This window comes from Fundidesulfovibrio sp. (assembly GCF_058402725.1).
On sequence record NZ_JBZVFJ010000120.1, the window covers coordinates 1 to 12,497 of the forward strand.

The following is a 12,497-nucleotide window of genomic DNA, read 5'->3' on the forward strand; positions in this document are numbered from 1 at the left end:
TGACGGCGCTCCTGGCTTGAGGTTCCTTACCGCCATGGCCCCCCGCAACCCCAACTGGACCATCCCCAACGCGCTCACCATGGCGCGCATCCTTTTCACGCCGCTCTTCGTGGCCCTCTTCGTGGACCAGGACCGCTGGGCCGCGCTTTCGCTCTTCTTTCTGGCGGGGATCACCGACGCCCTGGACGGCTTCCTGGCCCGCGTGCTGGACCAGCGCTCGGCCCTGGGCGCGATCCTGGACCCCCTGGCCGACAAGATGCTCCTGGACGCGGCCTACGTCTGCCTGGCGGTGGAGGGGTGGATTCCCGGGTGGCTGGCCGTGGCGGTGGTGAGCCGCGACGTGCTCATCGTGGGGGGCATCGCGCTCTTGACCTACTGGGGGCAGGACATGCGCGGGCGGATGAGCCCGAGCGTAGTGAGCAAGGCCACCACGGCGGCGCAGATGGGGCTGGTGCTGGCGGCATTCGCCCAGGCCCTGGAGGCGGGAGGGGCCTGGCTCGCGCCCCTGACCGAGGCGCTGGTGTGGATCACCGCGGCCCTTACCCTGGTCTCCGGCGGCCACTACGTGGCCCGGGGCCTGGCTCTGTTCGGCGCGGGCCAGGGGCGGGGCTAGCTCTTGCGGGAATCGTCCGGTCCGTTCTTGTGTTCCACGGCGTCCTTGTCCGAGGTGGAGCCCCGGAATTCGCGGATGGCCTTGCCCAGGCCGCGTCCCAATTCGGGGAGCTTGTTGCTTCCGAAGAACAGCAGGACGATGATGAGGATGATCAGCAGTTCCCAGAAGCCCAGACCGAACATGCGAAACCTCCGGCGGAAAAGTTGTCGCAAGGCTACAACGCGGCGCAGCCCCGGTCAAGGAAGGCTCTGTCCATGACGCGCCTTGTGCGCCTGCCCGCCGGAGGCTGCCGGCACTTCGTCTCCGGGCGCTGCCTCTACGAGGAGGCCCTGAACCCGGGCTATCACACGTCCTACCGCTGCACCGTGGTCCTGGAACTGCACGGCCTTTACGACGGCTTCCTCACGCGGGCCGAGGCTTTCGGGCTCAGCGAGTCCACGGCGGCGGACCTCTGGGAGCGGCGCTTTCTGGCGCTTTGCCGCCAGGATGCGGGTTGTCAGGATCGCCAGCCCGGTGATATGAATGCCTTTCCCGGCTGCGCGCACTGCCTGGGCGACGTCTGCGTCCTGCGGCTGCCCTCCTGCGACGGACGCTGCCGGAACTTCTCACCCCAACCACGGGACTGATGCACTCCGTATGAGCCAAGACACCGTCTCCCTTCTGATCCACGTGCCCGACCTGACGCCCCAGGCCGCCCCCGACGTGCCCCCGGCGGTGCGCTTCCTCGACCCGGGCCTGGCCCCGGCCGATCCCCCGGGCCGCTGGTTCCGGCCCCCGGACCTGCCCCTGGACGAGATCTCGGCCCGGGCGCTCACGGCGCAGTTCACCCAGCTGGCGCGCGAATCGCGCAGCGTGGCCGACGTTTCGGCCTACGCGCCGTCTCTCCAGGACGCCTACGGCTCCACCAGCTTCGCCATCAAGGACGGCCTGGAAGCCGCCCTGGAGGGCAGGCAGGATCAGGAGGTCCGCAAGCGCGCCCTCTCGCGCGCCCAGGCGGAGCTGTGCCTGGCCTGGGCCTTGGAGGAGGTCTCCCGCGAGCTGGACGGCCTGGCCGCCAAGCTGGGCGGCCAGTGGGCCGACTTCGAGAAGACCCTGGGCCTGGACGAGGAGGAGATCCTGGGCGGCGAGGAGGCCGCGCTCTCGGGCGCAAAGCCGGACCTCGTGCCCTCGGGGCCGGGTCTTCCCCTGGCGGTGTTCGTGGAGGCGGCGCTCACGGTGCTGCCTCCCAAGTGCGGGCTGCACGCCTCGGACGAGGCGCTGGCGGCGTCCTGGGAGGAATTCGGCGTGGTCTTCGCCCCGGCCGATGCCGCCCTCGCGGCGTCTCTCGGTCTCGCAGGGGCGTACCGCACGGCCCGTGCGCCGGGCTGGCGGCTGTGCCTGTCGCGCCGGAGCGACCCGGCCCGGCCCTGGCTGGACGCGCAACGCACGGTCCTCGTGCCGGAGAGGGGGTAGGGCATGCGCGCGCGCAAGGTGGAGCCGACCCATGTGCCCCAGGGCGTGAAGGGCGTGATTTTCGACTGCGATGGCGTCCTGGTGGATTCCAAGGATTCCAACAGGATGTTCTACAACATCATCCGCAGCAGGCTGGGCATGCTGCCCATGACGCCCGAGGAGGAGGACTTCGTCCACGCCAACGCGGTGTTCATTTCCATCGCGCACATCGTGCCCCGGGAACGCCTGGCGGAGGCCGAGGCCGCCCGCAAGGAGATCGACTATTCCGAACTGATCCCCTTCACCTTCCTGGAGCCCGGCCTGACGGAACTCCTGGACACCCTGCGCGAGTGGGGCATCCGCCTGGGCGTGAACACCAACCGCACCACCTCCATGGACATGCTCCTGGAGAACTTCGAACTCACCGAGTATTTCTTCCCGGTGGTCACTGCGGGCAACGTGAAGCACCCCAAACCCAACCCCGAAGGCGTGCACCGCATCCTGCGGGAATGGAACCTCACGCGTCAGGACGTGGTCTTCATCGGCGACAGCGACGTGGACGAGGCCACCGCCAGGGCTGCCGGAGTTCCCTTCTGGGCCTACAAGAACACATCGCTGGCCGCGCACCTGCACGTTTCGAGTTTCGAGGCCCTGCGGGAGGGCTTCCGCATGCGCCTGGAACGTGCCTGAGGAGAAAGCCCTTGATTTGCCCGGTGGCGTGTGAGACTCTGACCATGCCGCCACTCGAACGGCGATGCCAGCACAACGAGGAACGTATGCCTTTTCTTGGACCTCTTCTGAAAACCGTCGCTCTCATCCTGGATTTCGTGTTCGGAACCTACAAGTGGATCGTGATCATCGCTGCGGTGGTGAGCTGGGTGCGCCCGGACCCCTACCACCCCATCATCCGCTTCCTCTATTCGGCCACGGAGCCCGTGCTCTACAGAATCCGTCGCACGTTGCCCTTCGTGATGATGGGCGGGATCGACCTGTCTCCCATCATCCTGATCCTGGCGCTGCAGTTCATCGGTCAGGTCTTCATCGTGGAATCGCTGCTTCAGATGGCGTTCATGATGCGTTAACCGGGAAGGTGCCGTGACGGTCTCCAAGATCGACCTCCTGAACAAGAAATTCGCCCGTTGCATGCGCGGGTATTGCCCCGACGAGGTGGACCTGGCCATGCACGACGCGGCGGAAGCGCTGGGTCAGGCTGCGGACGAGAACCGCAGGCTCCTCGAGCGCCTGGCCGCGCTGGAACGCGAAGCCGCCCAGGCCCCAGCGCCCCCGCCGGTCCGCGCCGTGTCCTGCCCCCCCACGGACATCCAGGGCGCGCTCGACACCGGCCGACGGATCGTGGGCGAAATCAACGAAAACGCGCGCCGCGAAGCGCAGCGCATCCTCGAAGAGGCACGCTCCGAGGGGGCGCGCATCGTGGCCTCCGCCAACCTGGCAAAGGCCCGGGTCATCGAGGAAATCGCCGAGATGCGCGGCCAGCGCGAAGCCTTCGAGCAGGAGATGCGCCATCTCCTGGAAGGGCATTTCCGGCTCCTGGAATCGGCGGAGGCCGCCAGGCATTCGGAATCGGGAGACTTCACCTTCGCCGAGGGGCAGGACTAGCCGTGGACGTGCCGCTCTGGGCCGAACACGCCAAGGACGGCGGCTGGCGGCTGCTCGTCTGGGTGAGCCCGGGCGCGAAGAAGGACGAAGTGACCGGAACGGCCGACGGCCGCCTGAAGCTCAAGCTCAAGGCCCCGGCCGTGGACAACAAGGCCAACGAGGCCCTCCTGGCCTACATGGCCAGGCTCCTGGGCACGCCCAGGACGGCTCTGGAACTCTCGGCGGGCCAGACCTCGCGGCGCAAGACCCTGCGGCTGCGGCCCGGGGTCGAGCCGGTCTGGCCGGCCGCTGAAATCGCTTAGGGTACGAGACAAAAACCCACAACAGGAGATGACGCCCATGGACAGTCGCGATCTGGAACTCATCGCAAAGGTCAGCGAAACGGACGCGGAACTCAGGGCGCTCTACGATGAGCACCTCGCGTACGAGAAGCTGATCGAGAAGCTCGAAAGCAAGCCTTACCTCAACGCCACCGAGTTGATGGAAGTGAAGGAACTCAAGAAGAAGAAGCTCGCCGGCAAGACCAGGATGGAAGCCATCCTCATCAAATACCGCAAGGCGGAGGCGCAATAAATCATGGAACTGACCGGGGCCCAAATCCTCCTGGAATCCCTCGGGAGGGAGGGTGTTGACGTTCTCTTCGGCTTCCCGGGCGGAGCGGTGATCGACATCTACCACCACCTCCCCAACTACCCGAACCTGAAGCACATCCTCGTCCGGCACGAGCAGGGAGCCATCCACATGGCCGACGGCTACGCCCGGGCGACAGGCAAGGTAGGGGTATGCCTCGTGACGTCGGGCCCCGGCGCCACCAACACCGTCACCGGCATCGCCACGGCCTACATGGACTCCATCCCCGTGGTGATCATCACCGGTCAGGTGCCCACGCCGCTCATCGGCAACGACGCGTTCCAGGAAGTGGACATCGTGGGCATCACGCGGCCCTGCACCAAGCACAACTACCTGGTGAAGGACATCTCCCAGCTGGCCAAGACCATCAAGGAGGCCTTCTACCTGGCCCGCTCCGGCAGGCCCGGCCCCGTGCTCATCGACCTGCCCAAGGACGTGCAGCAGCAGCTCTGCGCCTTCAAGTATCCGCCCGGCGAAGTCTCCATGCGCAGCTACAACCCCCACCGCGAGCCCAACGCCAAGCAGGTGCGCAAGGTGGCCCAGCTGTTGGCCAAGGCCAAGCGCCCCGTGCTCTACGCGGGCGGCGGCGTGGTCAGCGCCGGGGCCTCGGAGGAGCTCACCAGGCTCGCCCGCGCCCACAATCTGCCCGTTACGGCCACGCTCATGGGTCTGGGCTGCTTCCCCGGGGACGATCCCCTCTGGCTGGGCATGCTCGGCATGCACGGCACGTACGCGGCCAACCACTCCATCGCCGGGTCCGACCTGATCCTGGCCGTTGGCGCGCGCTTCGACGACCGCGTCACGGGCAAGCTCTCCGAGTTCGCCTGCAAGGCCAAGATGGTGCACATCGACATCGACCCCACCTCCATCCAGAAGAACGTGCGCGTGGACGTGCCCATCGTGGCCGACTGCCGCCTCTTCCTGGAGGCCCTGAACACCGAGGCGGACCTTCTGGCCAAGGAGCCCGGCGGCTGGACGACCAAGGACAAGTGGGTCGAACAGACCGCCGCCTGGAAGGCCGAACACCCCCTGCAGTACAAGCCTGCGGCCGAGGGCGGCTTCATCAAGCCCCAGGCCGTGGTGGAGACCATCCACCGCATCACCTCGGGCGACTGCATCGTGGCCACCGAGGTGGGCCAGAACCAGATGTGGGCCGCCCAGTTCTTCAATTACCGCAAGCCCCGCACCCTGCTCACTTCCGGAGGGCTCGGCACCATGGGCTACGGCTTCCCGGCAGCGATCGGCGCACAGGCGGCCTTCCCGGACAAGCTGGTCATCGACGTGGCGGGCGACGGCTCCATCCAGATGTGCATCCAGGAGCTGGCCACCGCCATGTGCTACAAGTTGCCGGTGAAGATCGTCATTCTCAACAACGGCTACCTGGGCATGGTGCGCCAGTGGCAGGAACTCTTCTACGAGAAGAACTACTGCAACACCTGCATGGACGTCGCCCCGGATTTCGTGAAGCTCGCGGAGGCCTACGGCGCGGCCGGGTTCCGCGTCAGCGAGGCCAAGGACCTGGAAGAGACGCTGCGCAAGGCCTTCGCCAGCCCGCTGCCCTGCATCGTGGACGTGGTGGTGGACCCCGAGGAGAACGTCTACCCCATGGTCCCCGCCGGCAAGTCCCTCACCGAAATGATCCTGGTCTAGGAGGACGCCATGCGCCATATCCTTTCCGTTCTCGTGGAGAACGAGCCCGGCGTCCTCTCGCGGGTGTCCGGCCTCTTCTCGGGCAGGGGCTTCAACATCGAGACCCTCAACGTGGCCCCCACCCTGGAGGCGGGGGTCTCCATCATGACCATCACCACCTTCGGCGACGACCAGATCATCGAGCAGATCATCAAGCAGCTGCGCAAGCTCGTCACCGTGATCAAGGTCGTGGACCTGACCGAGGTGAAGAACGTCGAGCGCGAGATGATGCTCCTCAAGGTCTCGGCCGAGGAGGGCAAGCGCGCCGAAATCCTGCGCATCGTGGACGTGTTCCGCTGCAAGGTGGTGGACGTGGGCTTCGACGAGATGACCATCGAAATCACCGGCACCCAGGACAAGCTCACCGCCCTGGTGAACCTCATGCAGCGCTTCGGCATCAAGGAAACGGCCCGCACCGGCGCCGTGGCCATGAAGCGGAGCATGCAGCAGTAAGACAGAAGTAGCGCAGCCTGGAGCAGGGCGGCTTTGCCGCCCGTAAGCGGCTCCAGCAATCCCCGACCTCGGGGTTTGCCATCACGCAGAGAGGGCGGAGCCCTCTCCAGACCTTTCCCGGGTCCATGGGGAGACCCCATGGACCCGGCAATTGTTTCGCGGGCTTCACCGGGCGCGCTGGCGTGCGGCCGTTCCGGCTTGCGGAATTGTCGAATTTCGTCTAAAATTCTCATCCCACGATTCCATGCGACTCTCTCGCACCATCCATAAGGAGCCCCCTCGATGAAAGTCTTCTACGACCAGGACGCCGACCTCTCCCTCCTCAAGGACAAGACCGTGGCCATCATCGGCTACGGCTCCCAGGGCCACGCACACGCCCAGAACCTGCGCGATTCCGGCGTGAAGGTCGTCATCGGGCAGCGTGAAGGCGGCCCCAACTGGAAGCTGGCCAAGGAGCACGGCTTCGAGCCCATGGAGGCCTCCAAGGCCGCCGCCATGGCCGACCTGATCATGATCCTCATCCAGGACCAGTACCAGGCCGACCTCTACGCCAAGGACATCCTGCCCAACCTGAAGCCCGGCAAGGTGCTCGCCTTCGGCCACGGCTTCAACATCCACTTCAACCAGATCGTGCCCCCCGCCGACGTGGACGTGATCATGGTGGCCCCCAAGGGCCCCGGCCACATGGTGCGCCGCGTCTACACCGAAGGCTCCGGCGTGCCCTGCATCGTCGCCGTTCACCAGGACGCCTCCGGCAAGGCCTTCGAGATCGCCCTGGCCTACGCCAAGGGCGTGGGCGGCACCCGCTCCGGCGTGCTCCAGACCACCTTCACCGAGGAAACCGAGACCGACCTCTTCGGCGAGCAGGCCGTGCTCTGCGGCGGCGTCTCCGAACTGATCAAGGCCGGCTTCGAGACCCTGGTCAACGCCGGATACCAGCCCGAGATCGCCTACTTCGAGTGCCTCCACGAGCTCAAGCTCATCGTGGACCTCATCTACGAGGGCGGCCTGGCCAAGATGCGCTACTCCATCTCCGACACCGCCGAGTACGGCGACTACACGCGCGGTCCCCGCATCATCACCGACGAGACCCGCAAGGAGATGGCCAAGATCCTCAAGGAAATCCAGCACGGCGAGTTCGCCAAGGAATTCATCATGGAAAACCGCGCCGGCGGGCGCGCCCACTTCCTGGCCATGCGCCGCGTCAACGCCGCGCACCAGATCGAGGAAGTCGGCGGCAAGCTGCGCTCCATGATGAGCTGGCTGAAAAAATAAGCGCCGCTGACCGAAAAATGAGGCCGTGGTCCTGGACGGGTCCACGGCCTTTTTCTATAGATGGTGGAAGATAAGGTTCCGCACTTCCCGTGGGATGGGCTGGGCCTGTTTTCATCCAAGGAAGCGTGCATGTCCCAAGTCAACCGGGCGACCCTCGCCGCCCTTCTCGCCGTGTTCCTCCTGGCAGCCCAGGCCCAGGCCCAGGAAAAGCGCGATGGCCACTACTGGCGCACCATCCCGGAGACCGAGAAGCTCGACGTCATCCTGGGATTTTTCGACGGCATGGCTCTCTCCGAGTCGCTCATCCACATCGTGGTGCGCGACAACTATTCCGTCTGCACAGACGTGATCGAGAGCATCATGGCCCAGACCTCCAAGTACATGGACAACCTCACCACGGCCCAGATCGCCACCGGGCTGGACGCCTTCTTCGAAGAACCCCAGAACCGCAACATCCCCATCTATTGGGGCATCTGGGTGGTGGCCCGCCAGGCAGGCGGCGACAAGAACACCCAAAGCCTGGTCAAGGAGTTGAGGAGGGCCCACAAGTGATCAACGCACCCGACGTGTGGGACCCCTCCCTTGAGGTCGGAGACCCCATCATCGACGGACAGCACCGCACCCTCTACCGCATGATCGTGGACCTGGACAAAAGCATGTCCCGCGAAGCCTTCGGGCAGGCCGTCCTGGACGCCCTCAACGGCATGAAGGCCTACGCCCGGACGCACTTCCAGCACGAGGAAGACCTCATGGAGCGCTCGGCCTGGCCGGGCCTGGCGGCCCACAAGGCGCTCCACACCTCCTTCATGCAGAAGGCCGCACAATTCGGCGGCAACGCCCTGGCCGACAGCGAATGGACCTCCCTGGACATGTTGCGGTATCTGATGGACTGGCTGGTCAAGCACATCCGCGTGCACGACCGGGCCTTCTTCACCTGGCTTTCCCAGCGCTGAACGGCGCTTCGACGGCGCGGCCCTCTTCGCCCCGTGGCGCACGGGCCGCACACGCGGATTGCCTGCACCGATCGGATCGGCAGTCCCGGGGCGTTTTCCGTGAGCCGACCGCCCGGGAAACGCCTCCGTACACCGTCCGGAGCCCGCAGGACCGGCGGTCCCGCGCGCCCCTCCCGCAGCCCTGCACCTTCCTACGGCGTCTGGCCCGGCGTTTCCTTCGCCCCGTGAACTATTGACATCTTTCGCGGATTCCATGATAGGCCACTCGCTGCACAGCTAATAGTTAGCTTGCTAATGAAGTGCCCGGTGCTTCCCGGCATCGTCCCCAGGGAGGGAACATGGACGTACGCAGGATGAAATCCCTTCACGGCGCCGCCTGCGCGGCGCTTCTGGCAGCGTTCGTCGCGCTGACAGGCTGTTCCAAGGATTCGTCGGGCCAGGCCCCGGCGGGCGGCATGCCCGCGCCCATGGTGGTGGCCGAAACCGTCAAGCGCGAGGATGTCCCTCTCAATTTCGAATACATGGGCCAGACTGCGGGATCCCGCGAGGTGCAGGTGCGCGCCCGCGTGGGCGGCATCCTACTCAAGCGCTCCTACGAGGAAGGCAGCCGCGTGCGCCAGGGCGACGTGATGTTCGAGATCGACCCCGCCCCCTTCCAGGCCGCCCTGGACCAGGCCAGAGGCGCGCTCGGCCAGTCCGATGCGCGCCTTGCCAAGGCCAGGCGCGAGATGGAGCGCATGCAGAACCTCTTCAAGGGCGACGTGGTGAGCCAGAAGGACCGCGACGACGCCGTGACGGAACACCAGACCGCCACGGCCGAGGTGGAGGCCGCCCGCGCCAAGGTGCGCGAGGCCACCATCAACCTGGGCTACACCAAGGTGACGGCCCCCATCTCCGGCATCACCAGCAAGGCGACGCGCTCCGAGGGCAGCCTCGTGGCGGCGGGCGCTGAATCGAGCCTGCTCACCACCATCACCCGGCTCGATCCCGTCTACGTGCACTTCTCCCTGCCCGGGGCCGACTACACCCGCGTGCGCAAACTGCGCGCCGAGAACAAGCTCGCCTTCGACAAGGGCGACTTCGACATCTCCATCCTGCTGCCAGACGGCAAGGTCTACGGCCAGCCCGGCAAGATCAACTTCACCGACACCATCATGGACGCCAGCACCGGCGTGGTGAAGGTGCGCGCCGAGTTCCCCAACCCCGAGGCCGAGGTGCTGCCGGGGCAGTACGTGCGCGTGCGCCTCACCGGGGCCAGGCTGGCGAACGCGCTGGCCATCCCCCAGGCCGCCGTGCTCCAGACCCAGATGGGCGCGCTGGTGTGGACCCTGGACGCCTCCGACGTGGTGCAGCCGCGCCCCGTGGTCCTGGGCGAGCAGGTTGGCAACCGCTACCTGGTGGAACAGGGCCTTGAAGGCGGCGAACGCATCATCACCGAGGGCGTCATCAAGGTGCGCCCGGGCGCGAAGGTGAACGTGCGCCCCGAAGGCGCTTCCCCGGGAGCGCCGGGGGGAGCCCCCGGGCAGCAGGCCCCCAAGGCGGAGGGCGGCAAGTGATCTCGCGCTTCTTCCTGAACAGGCCCGTGTTTTCCACGGTGATCTCCCTGATCATCGTGCTGGCCGGGCTGGTGGCCATGCGCGTGCTGCCCGTGGCCCAGTATCCGGAGATCGTGCCGCCCGAGGTGCGCGTGCAGACCGCCTACCCGGGCGCGAGCCCCGAGGTGATCTCCCAGACCGTGGCCGCCCCCCTGGAGCAGCAGATCAACGGCGTGGAAAACATGCTCTACATGCGCTCCACCAGCGCCGGCGACGGCTCCGTGAGCATCGCCGTGGTCTTCGCCGTGGGCGTGAACCCGGACCAGGCCACCATCAACGTGAACAACCGCGTCCAGGCCGCCCAGCCCTTCCTGCCGGAAGACGTGCGCCGCCAGGGCGTCACCGTGAGCAAGAAGACCTCCAACATGCTCATGGTGCTCTCCATGGACTCGCCCGACGGGCGCTACGACACCATCTTCGTGAGCAACTACGCGCTGGTCAACGTCATCGACGAGCTCAAGCGCGTGCAGGGCGTGGGCGACGCCGTGATCTTCGGCGCAAAAGACTACTCCATGCGCATCTGGCTGCGCCCGGACCGCCTGGCGCAGCTCAAGCTCACCCCCGGCGACATCGCCACGGCCATCCGGGAGCAGAACTCCCAGTTCGCGGCCGGGCGCATCGGCGAGGAACCCCAGGTGAGCCAGGTGGACATCAACTACATGGTCACCACCCAGGGCCGCCTGACCACCGTGGAGGAGTTCGAGCGGATCATCCTGCGCGCCGACCCCGACGGCTCCACCCTGCGCCTGGGCGACGTGGCCCGCGTGGAGCTGGGCGCCAGGGACTACGCCTTCGTGGGCAAGCGCATGGGCAACCCCACCGTGCCCCTGGGCATCTTCCTGGCCTCCGGGGCCAACGCCCTGGACACCGCCGACCGCGTGAAGGCCAAACTGGAAGAACTCTCCAAGCGTTTCCCCGAGGGCGTGAGCTACTCCATCCCCTACGACACCACGGCCTTCGTGCGGGTCTCCATCCACGAGGTGGTCAAGACCCTGGGCGAGGCCATGGTCCTGGTGTTCCTGGTGGTCTACCTCTTCCTGCAGCGCATCCGGGCCACGCTCATCCCGTGCCTGGCCGTGCCGGTGTCCATCGTGGGCACGTTCGCGGGCATGTACGCCCTGGGCTTCACCATCAACACGCTCACGCTCTTCGGCATGGTGCTCTCCATCGGCATCGTGGTGGACGACGCCATCGTGGTGCTGGAGAACGTGGAGCGCATCATGCGCACGCAGCATCTGCGGGCGCGCGAGGCCACGGCCAAGGCCATGGAGGAGGTGACGGGACCCGTCATCGCCATCGTGCTGGTGCTCTGCGCCGTGTTCGTGCCCGTGGCCTTCCTTGGAGGCCTCACGGGCGAGATGTACAAGCAGTTCGCCATCACCATCGCGGTGTCGGTGGTCATCTCGGGCCTGGTGGCGCTGACGCTCACGCCGAGCCTCTGCGCGCTGCTGCTGCGCGACCACAAGGAGCCGTGCGGCTTCTTCAAGGTCTTCAACCGCTGGTTCGAGCGCCTCACGGAGCTCTACGGCGGGGGCGTGGCCTTCCTGCTCAAGCGTTCGCTCCTGGCCGTGGCCCTCTTCGGCGTGCTGGGCGCGGCCACGCTCTGGCTCTTCCGCACCGTGCCCTCGGGCCTGCTCCCCGACGAGGACCAGGGCTTCATCCTGGCCGTGAACATCCTCCCCGACGGCGCGGCGCTGCACCACACCCTGGGCATGTCCGGGGCTCTGGACTCCATGACCCTCCAGGACCCCATCGTGAAGTCCGTGATCACCTTTTCGGGATACGACTTCCTCACCGGAGCCACGCGCTCCAACTACAGCACGTCCTTCGTCACGCTCAAGCCGTGGGACGAGCGCACCAAGCCCGGCGAGGGCTCCAAGGACCTGGTGGGACGCACCTTCGGCCGGGGCATGGCCCTGCCGCGCGGCCTCACCCTGGCCTTCAACCCCGCGCCCATCCAGGGCATGAGCAACACCGGCGGCTTCGAGGTGTACATCCAGAGCCGTGGAGAGGGCAGCCTCAAGGACCTCTCGGCCGTGATCGACAAGGTCATCGCCGCCGGGGCCAAGCATCCTGAACTGGGGCGGCTCTCCACCACCTTCGGGGCCAATGTGCCCCAGATGCGCGTGAACCTGGACCGCAACAAGGCCAAGGCCCTGGGCGTGCCCGTCAACGCGGTGTTCGAGGCCATGCAGTCCACCTTCGGGGCCTACTACGTCAACGACTTCAACAAGTTCGGAC

16 protein-coding genes are annotated in these 12,497 nt (G+C 66.6%); 15 read left to right on the forward strand and 1 reads right to left on the reverse strand.

All coding sequences use genetic code 11. The annotated features are described in order from the left end of the window. On the forward strand, positions 1–613 hold a 613-nt coding region (locus ACV4UX_RS14265; RefSeq protein ID WP_491593946.1), incomplete at its 5' end, for a CDP-alcohol phosphatidyltransferase family protein. Here the strand turns inward: ACV4UX_RS14265 and tatA are convergent. Beyond that, the gene (gene tatA / locus ACV4UX_RS14270) at positions 610–795 is read right to left on the reverse strand and encodes a twin-arginine translocase TatA/TatE family subunit (RefSeq protein WP_491593947.1); all 186 of its coding nucleotides are present in this window, start codon (positions 793–795) and stop codon (positions 610–612) included. The genes ACV4UX_RS14265 and tatA overlap by 4 nt on opposite strands. Positions 796–867: 72 nt before the next feature. On the opposite strand from tatA, the gene ACV4UX_RS14275 reads away from it, so the two are divergent. The 14 genes from ACV4UX_RS14275 to ACV4UX_RS14340 all read left to right on the forward strand — a co-directional run. Continuing rightward, positions 868–1,239, forward strand: coding sequence for a hypothetical protein (locus ACV4UX_RS14275; protein WP_491593948.1), 372 nt, complete (start codon positions 868–870; stop codon positions 1,237–1,239). Positions 1,240–1,249: 10 nt separating this feature from the next. After that, on the forward strand, positions 1,250–2,065 hold the full coding sequence (locus ACV4UX_RS14280; protein ID WP_491593949.1) for a hypothetical protein: 816 nt from the start codon (positions 1,250–1,252) through the stop codon (positions 2,063–2,065). Between the two features lie 3 nt (positions 2,066–2,068). Beyond that, positions 2,069–2,734: an HAD family hydrolase gene (locus ACV4UX_RS14285; RefSeq protein WP_491593950.1), complete on the forward strand. Its 666-nt coding sequence runs from the start codon at positions 2,069–2,071 to the stop codon at positions 2,732–2,734. An 86-nt stretch (positions 2,735–2,820) separates the two neighbouring features. Further along, complete coding sequence (locus tag ACV4UX_RS14290) at positions 2,821–3,126, forward strand: YggT family protein (protein ID WP_491593951.1); 306 nt, start codon at positions 2,821–2,823, stop codon at positions 3,124–3,126. 13 nt (positions 3,127–3,139) lie between these two features. After that, entirely contained in the window at positions 3,140–3,661 is a 522-nt protein-coding gene (locus tag ACV4UX_RS14295) for a DivIVA domain-containing protein (protein WP_491593952.1), read from the forward strand. A 2-nt stretch (positions 3,662–3,663) separates the two neighbouring features. Beyond that, a complete protein-coding gene (locus tag ACV4UX_RS14300; protein ID WP_491593953.1) occupies positions 3,664–3,963 on the forward strand; it encodes a DUF167 domain-containing protein in 300 nt (99 codons plus the stop codon). A 37-nt stretch (positions 3,964–4,000) separates the two neighbouring features. After that, positions 4,001–4,234 carry a DUF465 domain-containing protein gene (locus tag ACV4UX_RS14305; protein ID WP_491593954.1) on the forward strand — a complete coding sequence of 78 codons (234 nt, stop codon included), beginning with the start codon at positions 4,001–4,003 and terminating at the stop codon, positions 4,232–4,234. A gap of 3 nt (positions 4,235–4,237) precedes the next feature. Continuing rightward, the gene (ilvB, locus tag ACV4UX_RS14310) at positions 4,238–5,941 is read left to right on the forward strand and encodes a biosynthetic-type acetolactate synthase large subunit (RefSeq protein WP_491593955.1); all 1,704 of its coding nucleotides are present in this window, start codon (positions 4,238–4,240) and stop codon (positions 5,939–5,941) included. A 9-nt stretch (positions 5,942–5,950) separates the two neighbouring features. Further along, positions 5,951–6,433 carry an acetolactate synthase small subunit gene (gene ilvN, locus ACV4UX_RS14315; protein WP_173084754.1) on the forward strand — a complete coding sequence of 161 codons (483 nt, stop codon included), beginning with the start codon at positions 5,951–5,953 and terminating at the stop codon, positions 6,431–6,433. 282 nt (positions 6,434–6,715) lie between these two features. Then, positions 6,716–7,708, forward strand: a complete 993-nt coding sequence (gene ilvC, locus ACV4UX_RS14320) for a ketol-acid reductoisomerase (protein ID WP_491593956.1) — start codon at positions 6,716–6,718, stop codon at positions 7,706–7,708. A gap of 129 nt (positions 7,709–7,837) precedes the next feature. Further along, entirely contained in the window at positions 7,838–8,260 is a 423-nt protein-coding gene (locus tag ACV4UX_RS14325) for a hypothetical protein (protein ID WP_491593957.1), read from the forward strand. Next, positions 8,257–8,661, forward strand: a complete 405-nt coding sequence (locus tag ACV4UX_RS14330) for a bacteriohemerythrin (protein WP_491593958.1) — start codon at positions 8,257–8,259, stop codon at positions 8,659–8,661. Before ACV4UX_RS14325 ends, ACV4UX_RS14330 begins: the two co-directional genes overlap by 4 nt. Before the next feature lie 338 nt (positions 8,662–8,999). Beyond that, on the forward strand, positions 9,000–10,217 hold the full coding sequence (locus ACV4UX_RS14335) for an efflux RND transporter periplasmic adaptor subunit (protein ID WP_491593959.1): 1,218 nt from the start codon (positions 9,000–9,002) through the stop codon (positions 10,215–10,217). Then, a partial coding sequence (locus ACV4UX_RS14340) for an efflux RND transporter permease subunit (protein ID WP_491593960.1) occupies positions 10,214–12,497 on the forward strand: 2,284 nt, incomplete at its 3' end. The genes ACV4UX_RS14335 and ACV4UX_RS14340, both read left to right, overlap by 4 nt.

What these genes read in the sequence shown, in the direction of transcription:
- ACV4UX_RS14275 (WP_491593948.1), top strand. Translation starts at nt 868, where the DNA reads ATGACGCGCCTTGTGCGCCTGCCCGCCGGAGGCTGCCGGCACTTCGTC.
- ilvN (WP_173084754.1), top strand. Translation starts at nt 5,951, where the DNA reads ATGCGCCATATCCTTTCCGTTCTCGTGGAGAACGAGCCCGGCGTCCTC.
- ilvC (WP_491593956.1), top strand. Translation starts at nt 6,716, where the DNA reads ATGAAAGTCTTCTACGACCAGGACGCCGACCTCTCCCTCCTCAAGGAC.
- ACV4UX_RS14335 (WP_491593959.1), top strand. Translation starts at nt 9,000, where the DNA reads ATGGACGTACGCAGGATGAAATCCCTTCACGGCGCCGCCTGCGCGGCG.
- ACV4UX_RS14280 (WP_491593949.1), top strand. Translation starts at nt 1,250, where the DNA reads ATGAGCCAAGACACCGTCTCCCTTCTGATCCACGTGCCCGACCTGACG.
- ACV4UX_RS14325 (WP_491593957.1), top strand. Translation starts at nt 7,838, where the DNA reads ATGTCCCAAGTCAACCGGGCGACCCTCGCCGCCCTTCTCGCCGTGTTC.
- ACV4UX_RS14305 (WP_491593954.1), top strand. Translation starts at nt 4,001, where the DNA reads ATGGACAGTCGCGATCTGGAACTCATCGCAAAGGTCAGCGAAACGGAC.
- tatA (WP_491593947.1), bottom strand. Translation starts at nt 795, where the DNA reads ATGTTCGGTCTGGGCTTCTGGGAACTGCTGATCATCCTCATCATCGTC.
- ACV4UX_RS14290 (WP_491593951.1), top strand. Translation starts at nt 2,821, where the DNA reads ATGCCTTTTCTTGGACCTCTTCTGAAAACCGTCGCTCTCATCCTGGAT.
- ilvB (WP_491593955.1), top strand. Translation starts at nt 4,238, where the DNA reads ATGGAACTGACCGGGGCCCAAATCCTCCTGGAATCCCTCGGGAGGGAG.
- ACV4UX_RS14285 (WP_491593950.1), top strand. Translation starts at nt 2,069, where the DNA reads ATGCGCGCGCGCAAGGTGGAGCCGACCCATGTGCCCCAGGGCGTGAAG.